Here is a 17,584-nt window from a genome sequence, read left to right on the forward strand (position 1 = left end):
GCTGCATTTGGATTTGGTCCTACATATGCTGGCAAGGTTTGTGGTGCATTTGGTCCCATATACGCTGGCAGTGTTTGTGGTGCATTTGGTCCCATATACGCTGGCAATGTTTGTGGTGCATTTGGTCCCATATATGCTGGCAATGTTTGTGCTTTATTCGTAGCTACCGGTGAAACTTGCGCATTCGGCTTTCCTGTTGCTACTGGTGATACTTGCATATTTGGTTTTCCTGTTGCTGCTGGTGATACTTGCATATTTGGTTTTCCTGTTGCCACTGGCGATACTTGAACATTTGGCTTTCCTGTTGCCGCTGGTGATACTTGCATATTCGGTTTTCCTGTTGCTGCTGGTGATACTTGCATATTCGGTTTTCCAGTCGCTATTGGTGATACTTGTTGATTCGGCTTCCCAATTGTTACAGGCGATACTTGTTGATTTGGTTTTCCTGTTGCTACTGGTGACACTTGTTGATTTGGTTTTCCTGTTTCCACAGGCGATACTTGCGAATTCGGATTTGGTGTTGTTGGAGAAACCAATGATCCTGGGAAGTAGTTCTTTTTCTCTGACATGCTTTGTCCTCCCTTGGTATTCACATTTGATTTATTATCAATTGTCGGGATTTTAACTGCCACTGGCGAAACAACTTGCGGTTTGTTCGCATTTGGTTTTCCAGTTTGAACAGGAGATACTTGTTGATTCGCATTATTTGTCGCAGGTGATACAGTCGGTTTTGCAGGTGGAATAGGTACCTGAATTACTGGTTTTACTGTCGGTGAAACCTCTACATTAATATTAAGATTTTTTTCAGGCTTACTAGTCGGTTGGACAGCAGGTTTTGGTTGTTCAGCTGCAGGTTGAACAACAGGCTGTGGTTGTTCAGCTGTAGGTTGAACAACAGGCTGTGGTTGAGCTACAGGTTGAACTTGTTTTTCCTTTTTAGAACCTAATGGAGCTGGTTTCTCGCTTCTTTCTGGCACTTTTATTTTCATGCCAGGATAAATCATATTTGGATTACTTAGTTGGGCATTTAATTTAACTAACTCTTCATATTCAGTATTATATTTTTGAGCAATGCTCTTAAGGGTATCGCCCTTTAGAACTATGTGAATTCTCACCTTTTCCCCTCCTGACCAATTGCCTCTACGTTGGATTGTACATTAGTACCTCACAACAATGTATGTCTGAATATTTATATTTATGATAGGAGGAAATGTAAATTGCATGAGTAGGCTCGTATAAATATTTACTTTTTTCTTGCTTTTTCTATTAAGAAAAATCGCCAATTGGCGAGCCTCTAAGCGAAGACAGAGGTATAGTTGCCCAAATACTTATAATTACAATTGGTAAAACGTCGATTTTTCTTTACCGCTATTTATTTAACTTTTTTAATTTGCAAAAAAAGATCATTTAGCTCAAATGAACTAAATGATCTTTACTTGATTGAAACTAATTATTATTTAAGCAAGCTCAAGCATTTTATCTAACGCTTTAATTGCATCTTTAGCAGTTTGTTTATCTACTTTAATAATATTTTGGATCGTACCTTTTTCGATATTTTCTAATGACCATAATAAATGTGGTAAGTCAATTCGATTCATCGTTAAACAAGGACACATAAATGGATTTAAAGAAATAATTTCTTTATCTGAATGATTTTTTATTATTCTTTGTACTAAATTCATTTCAGTTCCAATCGCCCATTTACTTCCAGCAGGAGCTGCCTCAATTTGGTCAATAATATATTTTGTTGATCCATTATCATCACTTGCTGCTACTACTTCTCTAGAGCACTCAGGATGCACAATAATTCTCATATCAGGATGATTCTTTCGCACATTCTCAATATTTTTAACGGTAAAGTTCTCATGAACCGAGCAGTGACCTTTCCAAAGAATAACTTTGATGTTATTAATATCGCCGTCATATTCTAAAGTGTCGTTTATCGGATTCCAAATCGCCATATGCTCTAATGGTACACCTAATTCAAACGCAGTATTTCGGCCTAAATGTTGATCTGGTAAAAATAATATACGCTCTTTTTGTGTAAACGCCCAAGAAACAACCTTTTTAGCGTTAGATGATGTTACAGTTGCTCCATCATTTCGGCCAACAAACGCTTTAATTGCAGCAGTTGAATTAACATATGTTAGCGGTAAAATTGTGTCTCCGAACAGCTTTTGTAATTCTACCCATGCACGATCAGTTTGATGATGATCGGCCATATCTGCCATTGAACAGCCCGCTCTCATATCCGGTAAGATAACAACCTGTTCTTCTTCAGTTAAAATGTCTGCTGTTTCTGCCATAAAATGTACACCACAGAAAACTATATATTTTGCTTTTTTATTATTAGCTGCCACTTGTGCTAATTGAAGAGAGTCACCAGTTGAGTCTGAAAAAACGACAACTTCTTCTTTTTGGTAATGATGACCAGGAATGAAAAGTTCTTCACCTAATCTCTCTTTAATTTCTCTTACTCTTTTTTCCATTTCCTCAGTTGATAATTTATAGTACTCATCAGGAATTTGATATCCCTCATTTTTTTGAATCATATCTAAAACGTTCATTATCCCCACTCCAATCCCTTTTCTATTATAAATAGAAGCTTATATCTAATGCTTTTGCCGAATGTGTTAAACAACCTAAAGAAATAACATTTACACCACAGTTTTGAAAACTAGCTAAATTTTCTAACGTTATACCACCTGATGCTTCCGTTACAATTGATTCTGGTACAAGCTTAACAAATTCTTTAATTTCATCAGGAGTTCGATTATCAAACATAATTACATCCGCGCCAGCTTCAATTGCTTGAATTACTTGATCTATATTTTCAGTCTCAACTTCAATTTTGACCATGTGACCTAATTTATTTCGTAATGCGTCAACTGCATTTTTTATAGAACCTGCATACGCAATATGATTATCTTTAAGCATTACAGCATCGTATAGACCGAATCGGTGATTTGCTCCCCCACCACAAGTAACTGCATATTTATCGAATAAACGTAAACCAGGCATCGTTTTTCTTGTATCTACTAATTTTATTTTCTCATCGTTCAGTGTTTCTACAGCTTGTGAAGTAAGTGTTGCAATTCCGCTCATTCTTTGTAAAAGATTTAGCATAACTCGTTCCCCAGATAATAAAACTTGAACTGGTCCTTCTACTTCAGCAAGCAATTGACCTGCTTTAACTAACTCACCATCTTGTACATGTAGATTAACTGAAACATTTTCATGAAGTAGTTTATAAGTGATCTCGATTAATTCCGTTCCAGCAATTACCCCATCTGCTTTTGCAAGAACTTTTCCAGTTGTTCGTTCATGCATAGGAAAAATATGAATGGAAGATAAGTCGCCTTCTCCGATATCTTCTAATAAAAATTGCTCAATCATTTTTTTAGCTTTTAATGTATTCATTATATTCTCTCCTCAAATAGTAGCTGGTTGATCTATATATTCTATAAAATGTGAGCCGATGCTTTCTTTTCTCCCCAATGCCGCTTCTGCAATTAATTTTCCAGTAGTTAACATATTGTATCTTTCTAACTCATCTTTGCTCATTGGTCGAGAATCTAATGTTTCAGATTCTAAGTAATAAGAAAAGTACGAGATTGCCTTCTCTAAATCTACTTCATTTCTTACTATGCCGATGTATTTCATCATTTTTTCTTTAATTTCGTCCTTTGTTGGTAAGGACCTATGTCGTGGAATCATGTATTTTTGTTCATTCGCATTAGTAGAAGTAGACTGAAGGTTAGCAATAAACTTAGCAACTTTTTTCCCAAACACAATCCCTTCTAATAAGGAGTTACTAGCAAGTCGATTTGCACCGTGAACACCTGTACAAGCCACCTCACCCACCGCATACAATCCAGGAATTGTTGTTTCTCCGTTTGTAGATGTCTTTACTCCACCCATATGGAAATGTGCGCCTGGAACAACGGGAATTAAACCTTTTTTCAGATCAATTCCATTATTAATAAGATTTGATGTAATTGTCGGGAAACGTTTTTCAAATCCATTAATCATTTCGATTGATAAATAAATTTCTTCTCCATTTTGCATTTCATTAAATATTGCCCTACTAACAACGTCTCTAGGTGCTAAATCTTCAAAAGGATGTAGTCCTTTCATAATGCGACGACCAGATTTAGTGACTAAACAAGCTCCTTCTCCTCTAACAGCTTCTGACACAAGCCCTTTACATGCCCCGTTAATATAAAGCATTGTAGGGTGGAATTGAATAAATTCAAGATCTGCCATCTCGCATCCAGCTCGATAAGCCATCGCAATTCCATCCCCTGTTATGGACTTATTATTAGAACTAAATTGATACATTGCCCCAATCCCACCTGTTGCAAGTAGAGTCGTGCTAGCAACGTAAGAAATTATTTCACCAGCTTCGTTAAGAGTAAAGACGCCTTTGCATTTTCCATCTTGAATCATTAAATCGATTGCCATTTCATCTTCAATGATTGTAATTTTATCTTTTATCCGCTCATAAACAGTTTCAACTAAGTGCTTACCTGTAGCATCTCCGCCAGCATGTAAAATTCTATTTTTACGATGCGCTCCTTCTCTACCGAGATGAAACTGGCCAGTCTCATCTTTATCAAATACCATACCAATAGAAACAAGATCTTTCATAGACATTGTTCCGTTTTTAACAAGCTCTTCTACAGCTTCTATATTATTTACATTACAACCAGCAATGAGTGTATCTTCTTTATGAATTTTCCATGAATCGTCTTCTGACATGACTGCAGCAATTCCACCTTGAGCTAGCATAGAATTACTGTCCCAAATTTTCTTCTTTGTGAATAGAATCACATTTTTAGACTGACAAATTTCCTCAGCAGCCATTAAAGCAGCTATTCCACTGCCAATAATGACAACATCTGCATTTCGCATAGTTGCCCCCTCCATTTTCAGTACATCAATTTAACTTTTTATCATACAGATAAAAAAGCTGTCTTGACACCTATATTTACATATATTTAAACTAATGACAAGAAATATTTTTTTAATGTAAATAAAAGGAGGCTTCAAATTGATTTATTTAGACTATGCTGCTACAACTCCAATGAGTGACGAAGCATTGGAGACATTTGTAACTGCCTCTAAAAATTACTTTGGTAATGAGCGAAGCTTGCATGATATTGGCTCAAATGCATCACTACTACTCGAAGCTTGCCGCAAACAATTAGCGGAATTTATAAAGGCTAGCCCTGCATCAATTTACTTTACAAGTGGCGGAACTGAATCAAATTTAATTGCAATCCAAACACTGCTGAAAAGTACAAAAAAAGTCGGAAAACATATTTTAACAACAACATTAGAGCATTCTTCAATTGGTAATTATTTACAAGTTTTGAAAGAACAAGGATATGAAATAACTTATTTACCTGTTACAAATAATGGTAATATTTCATTAGAACAAATTTCAAACGCAATTCGTGAAGATACAATTTTAGGCATTTTCCAACATGTAAATTCTGAAATAGGTGCAATTCAACCTATAGACGAAATCGCTAATTTATTTAAACGCTCAAATATTTTACTTCATTGTGACTGTGTACAATCATTTGGAAAATTAGAAATTGATGTATCAAATTCAGAAATCTCTAGTATAAGTATTTCAAGCCATAAATTATATGGCCCAAAAGGTGTAGGAGCTCTTTATTTAAATCCTAAACTAACGTGCCAACCAATCTATCCTGGTACATCTCATGAGAGCGGAATCCGTCCAGGTACAGTTAACGTGCCGGCGATCGCTTCATTTGTCACTGCAGCCGGTCATTTAATAAAAAATCGATCAGAAGAGCAAGCGAGATATCACCGTTTAAAAAAATTATTAAAATCTCAATTACAAGACGTTCAACATCTTGTGAAATTTGAAGGCTCAGATGAAGAATGTATCCCAAATATAATTGGAATGAGGATTATTGGACTTGAAGGACAATTTGTTATGTTAGAATGTAATCGACATCAATTTGCCATTTCAACAGGAAGTGCTTGTGCAATAGGTATGCAAAAACCTTCAGAAACAATGCTTGCTATAGGAAGAAATCAACATGAGGCTAAACAATTTTTCAGAATTTCAATCGGTAAACTTACAACGGAAGAAGATTTAAAGCAATTTTCGTCTGTATTAAAATTAATTATTAACCAAAATCTTTAATCGAGGAATTTAAAAATGAATAAGAAACTTTTAGGAGAAGAAAGAAGAAACAAAGTACTACAATGGCTAAAGGAATCTGAGGCACCCTTATCAGGCAATTCTTTAGCTAAAAGAGCCAATGTCAGTCGGCAAGTAGTTGTAGGTGATATTACACTATTAAAAGCGAAAAATGAGCCTATATTAGCAACTGCTCAAGGATATATTTATATTCATCCTAATAAAGAAACTGACAAAATTACAAAAGTGATTATTTGTCACCATACATCTGAAGATACCCAAAGAGAACTAGAAATTTTAGTCGATCATGGCGTAACTGTTAAAGACGTAATGGTTGAACATCCTGTCTACGGATACATCACAGCCCAATTACAAATTACAAATCGTTATGATATTAACTTATTTCTTCAAAAAATGGCAGAGACAAGGTCCGTCCCTCTGTCTAACTTAACAAACGGAACTCATCTTCATACAATCGAGGCAGATAGTGAAAATCAGATAGAAAGTGCGATCTTACAATTGAAAAATGCAGGTTTTTTGGTAGATATGCCTTAGAGGTAATTAGGAGAAGTTGTCCTGAGTAGCAGGTTCTTAGGAAATTCTGCTTATTATGATATAGCTGGTACTTAGTACGACGAGTTCTGATCAATTTAGGAATTTTAGTTCATTTAGAATAGGGTGTCTTGTAGGTCAGAGTCATTGACTACGAGTGCCCTTTTTTAATTGTAATAGTAGCTTGAGCGGGGGGTATCTCTGTGTTGCACTTTCTTTTGAAGTTAATATTTTTGATTTTTTTGGATTACAAGAGCAGATTTTTATGCGATTTAGAATGAGATAAAGAAAATTGGCCAGTTTTCCATATGAATGGCTCTATCATTACACAATTTACATGTCATTATCCCCTAACCGGTATGGGTATTACTTCAATTTATTTGCGATTCCCGAGATTTTATTTGCGATTTTGTGGTTTTAATTGCGATTCGATAATTTTATTTGCAGTTCTACTTCCTCCTATTTGTAGCTTGATTCCACTATACTTCACTTTTCTGAGATACTAATAACTCCATTTGCAGTTTCTTATTTGTAACTAAAAAAAAGAAGGTATCTTTTAAGACACCCTCTTTTAATATTGAAATGATTAATCGATAAACTCGAATTCATATTCAGAAATTTTAACGATATCTCCATTTTTCGCACCGCGCTCACGTAATGCTTCATCGATACCCATACCACGCATTTGACGAGCAAATCGACGAATCGATTCTTCACGTTCAAAGTTAGTCATTTTGAATACCTTCTCAAGTTCTTCACCTTTAACGACAAACGTTCCATCACTTTCACGAGTAATTTCGAAACTTGGCGCTTCTTTTTGGTATTTATAAAGAACACGTAATGGTTTGTCTTCCTCTTCATCATGAAGTGGGAATTCTGGAGTTGTTTCAACTAAATCTGCAACAGTAAATAATAAGTCACGTAATCCTTGGCGTGTTACTGCTGAAATTGGGAAAATTTGAACCTCATCCCCAACTTGTTCCTTAAATTTAGCTAAGTTTTCTTCAGATTCTGGAATATCCATTTTATTTGCAACGACTACTTGAGGTCGTTCAGTTAAACGTAGATTGTATTCTTTAAGCTCTTGATTGATTGTTAAGTAATCTTCATAAGGATCTCTACCTTCAAGACCTGACATATCAATAACATGAACAATTACACGTGTTCTTTCGATATGACGTAAGAATTGATGTCCAAGTCCTACACCTTGATGGGCTCCTTCGATTAATCCAGGTAAATCAGCCATTACGAAGCTACGACTATCTTCAGTTTCGACTACACCTAAGTTCGGAACAATTGTTGTAAAATGATATTCAGCGATTTTTGGTCTAGCAGAACTTACAACAGATAATAATGTTGATTTACCAACGCTTGGGAAACCAACTAATCCAACATCAGCTAAAACTTTAAGTTCTAGTTGAATGTTTCTTTCTTTACCTGGCTCACCATTTTCAGCAATTTCTGGAGCTGGATTTGCAGGAGTAGCAAATCGACTATTCCCACGGCCTCCACGGCCTCCTCTTGCAATAATAGCTGTTTGACCATCCATTGTAAGGTCGGCTATTAATTCGCCAGTATCAGCGTCTGTAACGATTGTTCCAGGTGGTACCTTTACAATCATATCATCTGCGCCTTTACCATGTTGACTTTTTGACATACCGTGTTGACCACGGTCTGCTTTAAAATGACGTTTATAACGGAAATCCATTAATGTTCTTAATCCTTCATCTACTCTAAAAACAACATTTGCACCTTTACCACCGTCGCCACCAGCTGGGCCACCTTTTGGTACATACTTCTCACGACGGAAGGCTACCATACCATTTCCGCCGTCACCACCTTTTACATATATCTTGACTTGATCAATAAACATAAATCCACCACTCTTTATTTTTCCATTTTAAATTCGATACTGCACTCATCTGTTTCACAAAAATATGACATCATTCTTATTTTCGAGCTGTCATTTGATGATGAAACAATCCACTTCAACATTTCTTCTTTCTTAGTTAGTTTACCTCTGAAGTCAAAAAAGAAACTAACTGTTTTATCATTTATTTCAATTGTTAAACTAACAAAATTTTCCTCATAAATATGTACCCAAGATTCTAGCTTTTCTAAAAAAATTTGAATCCATTCTGTCATCACTTGATCCAAATTTTTTAGCGAACATGGTTCACCTAAAATTTCATAATCTAGCACAATTGTACGAGGCTTCCAGTTATACGTAATAATAAATTCTGCAAACTCTGGAATTTTTAACGAACAAATTTTTGCTTCATTTAAAGAATCAGCGACTATTTTCGTCATCGTTTCTTCTAATTGTTCGGCTTGACCAGTGGCCATATATCCTTTTATTAATTGAATTCGATTTAACCAATCATGACGTGAATGTCTTAATACCTCTAGAACGTCCCATTTCTCCTGCATTGTATTTCTCCTATAGGTTTACATTTTTGGTATTTATGAAGGTAAAATTATTAAATAGACTCGGCATTTTGGTAAATCATTTTGAACGTCCCAAACTAGTTTTTAACCAGTACAATGCCGAGTCTCGGAGCATATTGTTTGAGAGGTTGCGTGATCAACTCTTTTTGAAGTTGAAAAGCAATTTATTAGAAATTAAGAAATTAAAATTTCTTGTGTAAAGAAAAACTCTAACCTAAAAGGTTAGAGTTTCTAAGTTAGTTTCTTAAGCTTCTTGAGCTACAGGGTATACACTTACTTGTTTGCGGTCACGGCCTAAACGTTCGAATTTAACTACGCCATCAACCTTCGCAAATAATGTGTCATCTCCACCACGACCAACGTTTACACCTGGATAAATCTTAGTGCCGCGTTGACGGTAAAGAATTGAACCACCAGTTACGAATTGTCCATCAGCACGTTTAGCGCCAAGACGTTTTGACATTGAGTCACGACCGTTTTTTGTAGAACCTACTCCCTTTTTAGAAGCAAATAACTGAAGATTTAATTTTAACATGGTTACACCTCCTGTTTTACTCGTTTATAGTGACAAAGTCACCGTAACTTGCAGCGATAGTTTGTAAAGATACGATCATCGCTTCAAGGATAAGTTGCGCTTTTTGCATATTTTCATCGTTTAAATCAATTGGTAATTGATACTTCAAGATTGCTCTCTTTTCATCAATAACCGTATTTAATTCAGAAGCTATATGACAAATTGCTTCCAATGCATTAATAGTTCCAATCGAAACTGCTGAAATACCCGCACAGACAATGTCAGTACCAGAATCAGCAAAAAATGCATGTCCACTTATTTTAAAGGACCCTATACGTCCATCTTTTAAACGTTCAATTGTTATTTTAGTCATCACTTAAAATTAAGCGTTGATTTTTTCGATAACAACTTTAGTGTAAGGTTGACGATGACCTTGCTTACGACGGTAGTTCTTTTTAGATTTGTATTTGAATACAAGAATCTTTTTAGCTTTACCGTTCTTTTCAACTTTTGCAGTTACAGTAGCTCCTTCAACAGTTGGGCTACCAACTTTGATGTTTTCGCCACCTACGAATAAAACTTTGTCGAATGTTACAGTTTCACCTGCGTTAGTATCAAGTTTTTCGATGTAGATTACTTGACCTTCTTCAACTTTGATTTGTTTACCACCAGTTTCAATAATTGCGTACATAATTGCACCTCCTCAATAGTCTAAGACTCGCCAAAAGTAGGCATGCTATAAAGCAATTTAATACCCACAATGAGCGGTTGTAGCACGGGTGCGCTACAAACAATAACATTATGATGTTACCATGATGCATGTCGAATGTCAATAACTTCTTTAACTATTAGCTGCTTCTAAATAAAGCTTCATTTCATTGGTCGTACCTGTTCTAACAATTTCGTAAAATGGTGTTTTAGAAGAACTTATCTTTAAAAATATCTTTAGAAACATTGCTTTTTCTAGTCTTTGAATATGATTATTTTGCTCTCCATTCAACGCATTTGCAACTTCTTCGTTACATTCAACAAGTATTGCCTCTACATCGTTTGCTGAAAGTTCCCAAAGTGCTCTTTCTAGTTCAAAAACAGTCTGTACTGTATTTTTCACAAGTCCACTTCCGTTACACACAGGACATTTCTGATGTGTTGCTTCAATATGTGAATGTGCCGTTCTCTTTCGAGTGAGCTCAAATAAGCCGAGGTCAGTAAATCCAAATAGCTTCGTATATGCTCGATCACCTTTAAACGATTCCTTTAGTAGATCAAAAATACTTTTTTGTTTCTCGGTAGTTTTCATATTTATAAAATCAATAATAATCATTCCGCCAATATCTCGAAGTCTTAATTGGCGAGCAATTTCAATCGCAGCAAGCTGATTCGTTTTGTATACAGTATCTTCCCGATCATTTTTCCCACCAAACTTACCGGTATTAACATCAATAACTGTCATTGCTTCTGTTTGTTCTATTATTAGAAAGGAGCCATTCTTTAACCAGACTATTTGTTTAAATGATTTTTCGATTTGATCCTCAATCTTGAATGCCTCGAATATATTTTCGATCCCTCTATAACTTGTAACTTGTATTTCGGCTGGCAAATAATTTTGGTAAGAGACTAGATCATCAATTATCAATTCACTTATCGTATCTTTAGGATGCAGTTTAAAAAATTTTGTAAATAGCGAATTTGCTTCCCATACACAAGAAATTTTTTTATAATCTTGGCTTTTTAGTGACTCATATAATGACTGAAAAGCTTTCAGTTCGCTTAATATTTCATCCGTTATTGCATTATCACAAGAAGATCTGAAAATCACTCCGTCATGTTCATTTGTATACTCTCTACCTAACGAATATAATTTATTTCGTTTTGATTCTTTTTTGATCTTATTTGAAACTGCTACTTGTTTTGTAAGTGGAAAATAAACTACATAATCACCTGAAATCTCTATATTATTAGTTAACTTTGGACCCTTCTCATCAAATGCATCCTTAATGACTTGAACTAAAATATATTGACCTTTGTGGAATTTTTGTCTAATTACGGATTCGATCTTTATGTCAGATTCCTTACCTTCAATTGTATCTTCAAATCGCAAAAAACCGTTTTTATTTAAGCCTATATTTACAAAAATGGCATTCAATTTTGGCATTACTTCTTGGACTTGCCCTATATATATATTTCCTACATGTGTATTCTTATCTGCTGATGAAAACCATTCTACTAGCTGGTCATCCTCAATTACAGCAATTCTCTTCTCTGAATGTTTAACATTCATAATAACTTTCTTCAAACTCATCTTCCTAACTATGTATAGTATCTATCATTTTATTCATTTAAATAGAAAAAAGCTAGTTAATATATTCCAAATTGTCTACTCACATGAATATTAAAAATTGAATATTATATTTCTATATAACTGAAGTCATATTTTAATTTTGAATTCCTAAACTTAACAAGAATTGGAGTGATTAAATGAATATTGTTCTTTCAATTCTTATTCCAACTGTACCTGAAAGAATGGACTATTTGAAGCGTATTGTTGACGAATTGGAAAATCAGTGTAAACCATATCCTGTTGAAATATTGGTTCTTTTAGAAAATAAAAAAAGAACTACTGGAGAAAAAAGAAATGTTTTAATCGAGCAGGCAAAAGGAGAATACGTAGTATTTATCGATGATGATGATCGTATTGCATCAAATTATATAGAATTATTATGCCAAGCAATTTGTGAAACACCAAAGGTAGATTGTATCGTTTTTGATGTTTTAGTAAATTTTAACAACCAATATTCAAAGATTTGTAAATATGGGAAAGAGTTTGAACATGGGGAAGATGACAATTATTATTACCGGAAACCTAATCATTTAATGTGCTATTCTAAACAGATCGCATCTTCACATAAATTTCTCAATATCAGTTTTGGAGAAGACGATGAATGGGGAAGAAGAGTTTCAAGTGATATAAAAAATCAAAAAAGAATAGATTCTATATTGTATTATTATGATTATATTCCAAAAGACCCTACTTGGTATGTTTAGCTATATAAAAAAATGGCCTCACGTAGAGACCATCTTTTTTGTTTAAACTTATCTTTTAGGAAATAGTAATTGTGCCAAGAGTCTATAACTAACTGATCAGTTCTTCAAGCGAATAAGTTGCTTTCTTCTCGGTAAAGTACGCATGTAATAATTCATTTTCATCTAACATTTGTTGGTTCTTTCTATCTAATGTAAAAACCACATTGTATTTATAGCCTTTTTGAAAATTAGAGAAGACTTGAAATAATTTTGTTTCTTTATTTAAGGAAATTGATTTAATTTTTTGGATATATGGTTTGTTTCCATAAAATCGTTCCATTAAAAAACGAATAACAACAAAATGCCTATTTTTCCATTCTCCCCATAAAGAAACAATTAAAAATAATAGACAAACCCATATTGTAATATTCATTGGTTGTATTAAAATCGTAATGATTGAACTTAAAACTAAAAAGACAAATGAAGAGTATAAACTATATAGATGAGCTTTTACGAATGGGAAAATTAATGAAAATAACTGATTGATTAATTTCCCACCGTCCAATGGCCAAATTGGTAATAAATTAAAACAAAGAATACTAACATTAAAATTAATAAAAAGATTATATAAATTTTCAGGCAGAAAGTTCATTTGAAACAGAATGTTAGCAATAATATATAACGTTAAATGTTGAATAGGTCCGGCTATTGTAACAATAAATTCCTCGTATGTTGGTCTGTTTCCGTGTTCATCTAGATCGACGACACCTCCAAAGGGAAGAAGTGTAATTTTGTTAATTCGCCAATTAAATGAAGTAGCTGCTATTGCGTGTCCTAATTCATGACAGAAAATAATAATCGAAACAAACAATACGGACCAAAAGTTTGCGGTCAAAATTCCAATACATGCTATTAATAAATAGAGTGGATGAACTGAAATTTTAGATGGAAGAGCAAGCCATTTATTCAAATGGAATCACCTGTTTCGGATCAATAAATTTTTCCCCCATTTTAATTGCAAAGTAATAAGTACCTAGATTCCCATCATCATTAGTAGATACAGTTCCGATCACTTTTTTACTATCTACTTCATCATAAACTTTTACATTTGTGGAGCCTAACTTTCCGTACCATGATTCTGAGCCATCAGCATGTTGAATGATAACTGTATTTCCTAAATTATCTTTCTTTCCTACAAATATAACCCGACCTTTTTTAATTGAATCTACCTTTTGATTTGCTTCTGTTTGAATTAATATTCCTTGACCATCCGTTTTAAAACTTTGAAGTACTTTCCCACTAGCGGGAACAGCGTAATTATCACTACCAACATTTTCTTTTTTATCATTTAATTGGGGTAAAAAAGCTAGTGGAGTTCCAAAACGATCTTCGTACCACTTTTGTAGTGAAGCAAATTGAAATTCACTATTATAAACTTGTGAAAGACCTTGCCGAACCTGAGAGGCAATAGGTGAGCTACTTTTTAAAATGATTGCTAAAGCAAGTACTATAATCGCAGCTAACAAACTCCTAAACATAAAGTTCGAGTTTGTCATTATCTTTTTCCCTTGCTCTTCTACCAAATCATCATAAGTGTAAGTGTATCCGCCCTCAGCATTTTGTACTTCCTTTACCGGAAATTTGTTCATCATTTGATTCTGATTTCCCCATTTTTCCTCTTGTTCTCGCCGTTTAGCGATCCGCTTTCTTATATCGTCTACGCGCTTACTCAAAGTGTGTGTCACCTCTCCTCGTAATCTTATTAATTCATTTATATGAGTCGATAGGACAACTTATGAGTAGATAATTTGAAAAGTAATCCAAGGCGTAAAAGCATAATTTCTTAGTCGGTAAGGGCTAAAAAAAAGAAAAACACTTCGCATGTTTACGAAGTGTTATCGAATACCAAATAATTTTTTTACTTTAAAGAAAATACTCTTATCTGTTTCTAATGATTGCAATGGTACAGACTCACCTAGCACTCTTCTTGCGATATTTCTATATGCAATTGAGGCTTTTGAATTTGGATTCATTGCAACAGGTTCACCACTATTAGTTGCCTTAAGAACGTTTTCATCATCTTGGACAATACCGATTAAATCGACAGCTAACATTGATGTAATATCATCAACATCTAAACTATCTTTATTTTCCATCATGTGGCTTCTAATACGGTTGATTACTAGTTTTGGAGGTTCAATATCCTCTTGATCTAATAATCCTATAATACGATCTGCATCACGAATTGAAGAAACTTCTGGCGTCGTGACAACAATCGCTTTATCCGCACCTGCTACTGCATTTTTATATCCTTGTTCAATACCAGCAGGGCAGTCTATTAATATATAATCATAGTCTTTTTTCAATTCATCAACTAGCTCTTTCATTTGTTCAGGAGAAACAGCAGTTTTATCACTTGTTTGAGCAGCAGGTAATAAGTATAAGCATTCAAAGCGCTTATCTTTTATTAGTGCCTGGTGCGTTTTACAGCGGCCTTCAACAACGTCTACTAAATCATAGACAATACGATTTTCTAAACCCATTACAACATCTAAGTTACGTAGGCCTATATCAGTGTCAATTAAACACACTTTTTTACCAAACATTGCTAAAGCTGTTCCCAAATTTGCTGATGTTGTTGTTTTACCAACTCCACCTTTACCAGATGTAATTACTATAGCCTCTCCCACAGTTACATCATGCCCCTTTCTAACCTTGTCAAACTAGGTCTAAGATGAGTCAGAAATTGTATGCGATCGACAATGATTTGGCCGTCTTCATTTATATAAGCACATTCCATTTCATTGCCTTCATCACCATAATGATCCGGTGCTCTGTTCATTATGCTGCAAATTCTCAACTGCATTGGTCTCATTATTGATGCCGCAATGACTGCCTCCTTATTACCATTAAAACCGGCATGAGCAGTACCTCTTAGAGCACCCATAATAAAGATATTTCCACCCGCAATAACAGTTCCACCTGGGTTAACATCACCGATTAACAGTAAATCACCTTTCACTTGGAGAATCTGACCGGATCTTACCATTCTACAAATAGGTACAATTTCCTCCCTTTTCATCCATTCAATAGCATCTTGCTTCGAAATAACATTACTTTCGATTGTCTCGACAACAAGATTATTCTTTTTACGAACAATTGAACGAATTATTTCATCTTGTTCGGGAGATAAAAAACGATTTCCTATTTTTAAACGAACTGCAAGTAAGGGACGATCATTGCTCTCAAACAAGTGGGTAGACAGTCTTTCTTCAATTTCATCTACTAAAATCTGAAAAGAACATGTATCATCGAGGTGCAGTGTTAGACCATCTTTCGTTCCTTTAATTGTAACATATTGTTGCCTCTGTTCCATGATAAGTGTTCACCCCGATTGTATAATTCGACATGCACCCGAAAAATCCTTTATTTTTCCTCATTATTTTCACGAATCGTTCTTAATAATGATGAGAAAGGATAAGCAAAAATTAATATAAATAGTGCATTCAGTAATAATGTCGGAAATAATCGATGATTCATAAAGTATGTATTATTCATATTTGTAAATCCGAATAAAGCATTTAACCCGTATACTAAATATTCTAATGCTGCAGTCCATATTAAAACAAGAATACTTCGAACGAATAAATTCGCGTATAGTATTTTCATCGCTTGACTTATTAAGAAAATAAATAAAGGAAAAGCAGCCAAATAAATACCAATAACCTCTGTATAAACAATATCATAAACAAATCCAAAGATAACACCATAAATCAGTGCTTTTTTCGGATTATAATATAACGTCATAAATAATAATCCAAAAAATAAAAAATGTGGAACAACTGTCGCATCGTGACCAAGAATATTTGGCGATACAGTTGAAACATAAATATTTTCTAATATAAAAAGAAGTGATAAAAGCAGAGGTAAACCATACTTACTCATTTACTCCCTACTCTCCTTTCTTTGGCTGATCGATTGAACGTTTAACAGCAAGTACGTGATCAATATCATTAAAATCCGCTTGTGGCTTGATATACGCTGTTTGTGTTAGCCCATGTTCATCAGGAACAACCTCTTCAACTTTTCCTATTACTAAATTAGCCGGAAAAACACCACCTAGACCCGAAGTCACGACTGTTTGTCCTTTTTTTACTTTTGCAGTTGAAGGAATTCGTTTGAATAATAAAGCCTGTTTCTCAACATCATAACCTTCAATCAAACCAAAAACCGTGTTTTTGTCTTGGATTTTAGCAGAAATTCGATTCGTTCGATCTGAAGAACTTAATAATTGTACAGTTGATGAAAATTTAGAAACATTCTTCACTTTTCCTATTAAGCCTTTTGCAGTAATAACAGCCATTTCTTTTTCTATTCCGCTTAACGATCCTTTATCAATTGTTATTATTTGTTGCCATTTATCAGGATCTCTAATCGTTACAGTAGCTTGAAATGTATCATAATCGCTTAGACTTTTGTCAATTCCCATCATGTCTTTTAATTCTTTATTTTCTTTTTCTAAAGCCTTCTCATGTACAGATAATTCAACATACTTATCAAGTTTACTTTTCAACACTTTATTTTCATCGTATGTATCTTTTAAATCCGCAATATTATTAAAGAAACCCGCAATAAGTTGTGCGGGTTTATTAAATACTTTTTCAGTCAAACTTACTGTATCTTTAATAAACTGCTCGGGAATTGAAAGGTTTCTGTTACTTCTTAAAGAATAGCCTAAAAGTGCCACTAGTAAGATAATAGCAGCTAGGACAATCATTAAACGTTTATTTTGAAAAAATTGTGGCATTCTTACACCCTCTTATAACATTTCAACTTTTATTCCAATGTATTCATGCGTGTAATCC

19 protein-coding genes and 1 other annotated feature are annotated in these 17,584 nt (G+C 34.3%); of the genes, 3 read left to right on the forward strand and 16 right to left on the reverse strand.

Annotated features, from left to right (window positions below; all coding sequences use genetic code 11):
- The 4 genes from CN692_RS16285 to nadB all read right to left on the reverse strand — a co-directional run.
- Positions 1–1,115, reverse strand: a 1,115-nt coding sequence (locus CN692_RS16285; RefSeq protein ID WP_142317535.1) for a LysM peptidoglycan-binding domain-containing protein, incomplete at its 3' end; no start/stop codon positions are given.
- Positions 1,116–1,457: 342 nt separating this feature from the next.
- Positions 1,458–2,567 carry a quinolinate synthase NadA gene (nadA, locus tag CN692_RS16290; protein ID WP_098120228.1) on the reverse strand — a complete coding sequence of 370 codons (1,110 nt, stop codon included), beginning with the start codon at positions 2,565–2,567 and terminating at the stop codon, positions 1,458–1,460.
- A gap of 25 nt (positions 2,568–2,592) precedes the next feature.
- Positions 2,593–3,420 (reverse strand): carboxylating nicotinate-nucleotide diphosphorylase, encoded by an 828-nt coding sequence (gene nadC, locus CN692_RS16295; RefSeq protein WP_098120229.1) that lies wholly within the window; start codon positions 3,418–3,420, stop codon positions 2,593–2,595.
- Positions 3,421–3,432: 12 nt separating this feature from the next.
- Positions 3,433–4,914: an L-aspartate oxidase gene (nadB, locus tag CN692_RS16300; RefSeq protein WP_098120230.1), complete on the reverse strand. Its 1,482-nt coding sequence runs from the start codon at positions 4,912–4,914 to the stop codon at positions 3,433–3,435.
- Between the two features lie 139 nt (positions 4,915–5,053).
- On the opposite strand from nadB, the gene CN692_RS16305 reads away from it, so the two are divergent.
- Together CN692_RS16305 and CN692_RS16310 are read left to right on the forward strand one after the other, a co-directional pair.
- Positions 5,054–6,184, forward strand: coding sequence for an IscS subfamily cysteine desulfurase (locus tag CN692_RS16305; RefSeq protein WP_098120231.1), 1,131 nt, complete (start codon positions 5,054–5,056; stop codon positions 6,182–6,184).
- Between the two features lie 15 nt (positions 6,185–6,199).
- Positions 6,200–6,736, forward strand: coding sequence for a transcription repressor NadR (locus CN692_RS16310; RefSeq protein WP_098120232.1), 537 nt, complete (start codon positions 6,200–6,202; stop codon positions 6,734–6,736).
- Between the two features lie 583 nt (positions 6,737–7,319).
- Here CN692_RS16310 and obgE read toward each other — a convergent pair.
- The 6 genes from obgE to CN692_RS16340 form a co-directional block, all read right to left on the reverse strand.
- A complete protein-coding gene (gene obgE / locus CN692_RS16315) occupies positions 7,320–8,606 on the reverse strand; it encodes a GTPase ObgE (protein WP_098120233.1) in 1,287 nt (428 codons plus the stop codon).
- Between the two features lie 14 nt (positions 8,607–8,620).
- On the reverse strand, positions 8,621–9,163 hold the full coding sequence (locus CN692_RS16320; protein WP_098120234.1) for a Spo0B C-terminal domain-containing protein: 543 nt from the start codon (positions 9,161–9,163) through the stop codon (positions 8,621–8,623).
- A 262-nt stretch (positions 9,164–9,425) separates the two neighbouring features.
- Positions 9,426–9,716, reverse strand: coding sequence for a 50S ribosomal protein L27 (rpmA, locus tag CN692_RS16325; protein ID WP_025672162.1), 291 nt, complete (start codon positions 9,714–9,716; stop codon positions 9,426–9,428).
- 16 nt (positions 9,717–9,732) lie between these two features.
- Positions 9,733–10,068 carry a ribosomal-processing cysteine protease Prp gene (locus tag CN692_RS16330; RefSeq protein WP_098120235.1) on the reverse strand — a complete coding sequence of 112 codons (336 nt, stop codon included), beginning with the start codon at positions 10,066–10,068 and terminating at the stop codon, positions 9,733–9,735.
- Positions 10,069–10,077: 9 nt separating this feature from the next.
- Complete coding sequence (rplU, locus tag CN692_RS16335; RefSeq protein WP_098120236.1) at positions 10,078–10,386, reverse strand: 50S ribosomal protein L21; 309 nt, start codon at positions 10,384–10,386, stop codon at positions 10,078–10,080.
- A 13-nt stretch (positions 10,387–10,399) separates the two neighbouring features.
- Positions 10,400–10,475, reverse strand: a sequence feature (ribosomal protein L21 leader region).
- 61 nt (positions 10,476–10,536) lie between these two features.
- Complete coding sequence (locus CN692_RS16340; protein WP_179874464.1) at positions 10,537–11,991, reverse strand: Rne/Rng family ribonuclease; 1,455 nt, start codon at positions 11,989–11,991, stop codon at positions 10,537–10,539.
- 182 nt (positions 11,992–12,173) lie between these two features.
- Here CN692_RS16340 and CN692_RS16345 point away from each other — a divergent pair, with 182 nt between their 5' ends.
- Positions 12,174–12,740 carry a glycosyltransferase family A protein gene (locus tag CN692_RS16345; protein ID WP_098120238.1) on the forward strand — a complete coding sequence of 189 codons (567 nt, stop codon included), beginning with the start codon at positions 12,174–12,176 and terminating at the stop codon, positions 12,738–12,740.
- An 88-nt stretch (positions 12,741–12,828) separates the two neighbouring features.
- On the opposite strand, the gene CN692_RS16350 is transcribed toward CN692_RS16345, so the two are convergent.
- The 6 genes from CN692_RS16350 to mreC all read right to left on the reverse strand — a co-directional run bounded on the left by CN692_RS16350 (position 12,829) and on the right by mreC (position 17,526).
- Positions 12,829–13,689 (reverse strand): site-2 protease family protein, encoded by an 861-nt coding sequence (locus tag CN692_RS16350; protein ID WP_098120239.1) that lies wholly within the window; start codon positions 13,687–13,689, stop codon positions 12,829–12,831.
- Complete coding sequence (locus CN692_RS16355) at positions 13,682–14,452, reverse strand: M23 family metallopeptidase (protein WP_257131713.1); 771 nt, start codon at positions 14,450–14,452, stop codon at positions 13,682–13,684. Before CN692_RS16355 ends, CN692_RS16350 begins: the two co-directional genes overlap by 8 nt.
- Positions 14,453–14,614: 162 nt before the next feature.
- Positions 14,615–15,409, reverse strand: coding sequence for a septum site-determining protein MinD (gene minD, locus CN692_RS16360; RefSeq protein ID WP_098120240.1), 795 nt, complete (start codon positions 15,407–15,409; stop codon positions 14,615–14,617).
- A gap of 2 nt (positions 15,410–15,411) precedes the next feature.
- Entirely contained in the window at positions 15,412–16,098 is a 687-nt protein-coding gene (gene minC, locus CN692_RS16365; protein ID WP_098120241.1) for a septum site-determining protein MinC, read from the reverse strand.
- A 47-nt stretch (positions 16,099–16,145) separates the two neighbouring features.
- Positions 16,146–16,664, reverse strand: coding sequence for a rod shape-determining protein MreD (mreD, locus tag CN692_RS16370; RefSeq protein WP_098120242.1), 519 nt, complete (start codon positions 16,662–16,664; stop codon positions 16,146–16,148).
- A 7-nt stretch (positions 16,665–16,671) separates the two neighbouring features.
- Complete coding sequence (gene mreC, locus CN692_RS16375) at positions 16,672–17,526, reverse strand: rod shape-determining protein MreC (protein WP_098120243.1); 855 nt, start codon at positions 17,524–17,526, stop codon at positions 16,672–16,674.
- Positions 17,527–17,584 lie beyond the last annotated feature (58 nt).

This window comes from Bacillus sp. AFS002410 (assembly GCF_002556365.1).
Lineage (GTDB): Bacteria > Bacillota > Bacilli > Bacillales > Bacillaceae_G > Gottfriedia.

Coding starts and splice junctions, on each gene's coding strand:
- CN692_RS16330 (WP_098120235.1), bottom strand. CDS start 10,068: ATGACTAAAATAACAATTGAACGTTTAAAAGATGGACGTATAGGGTCC.
- nadA (WP_098120228.1), bottom strand. CDS start 2,567: ATGAACGTTTTAGATATGATTCAAAAAAATGAGGGATATCAAATTCCT.
- mreC (WP_098120243.1), bottom strand. CDS start 17,526: ATGCCACAATTTTTTCAAAATAAACGTTTAATGATTGTCCTAGCTGCT.
- rpmA (WP_025672162.1), bottom strand. CDS start 9,716: ATGTTAAAATTAAATCTTCAGTTATTTGCTTCTAAAAAGGGAGTAGGT.
- rplU (WP_098120236.1), bottom strand. CDS start 10,386: ATGTACGCAATTATTGAAACTGGTGGTAAACAAATCAAAGTTGAAGAA.
- mreD (WP_098120242.1), bottom strand. CDS start 16,664: ATGAGTAAGTATGGTTTACCTCTGCTTTTATCACTTCTTTTTATATTA.
- CN692_RS16320 (WP_098120234.1), bottom strand. CDS start 9,163: ATGCAGGAGAAATGGGACGTTCTAGAGGTATTAAGACATTCACGTCAT.
- obgE (WP_098120233.1), bottom strand. CDS start 8,606: ATGTTTATTGATCAAGTCAAGATATATGTAAAAGGTGGTGACGGCGGA.
- CN692_RS16345 (WP_098120238.1), top strand. CDS start 12,174: ATGAATATTGTTCTTTCAATTCTTATTCCAACTGTACCTGAAAGAATG.
- CN692_RS16310 (WP_098120232.1), top strand. CDS start 6,200: ATGAATAAGAAACTTTTAGGAGAAGAAAGAAGAAACAAAGTACTACAA.
- nadC (WP_098120229.1), bottom strand. CDS start 3,420: ATGAATACATTAAAAGCTAAAAAAATGATTGAGCAATTTTTATTAGAA.
- nadB (WP_098120230.1), bottom strand. CDS start 4,914: ATGCGAAATGCAGATGTTGTCATTATTGGCAGTGGAATAGCTGCTTTA.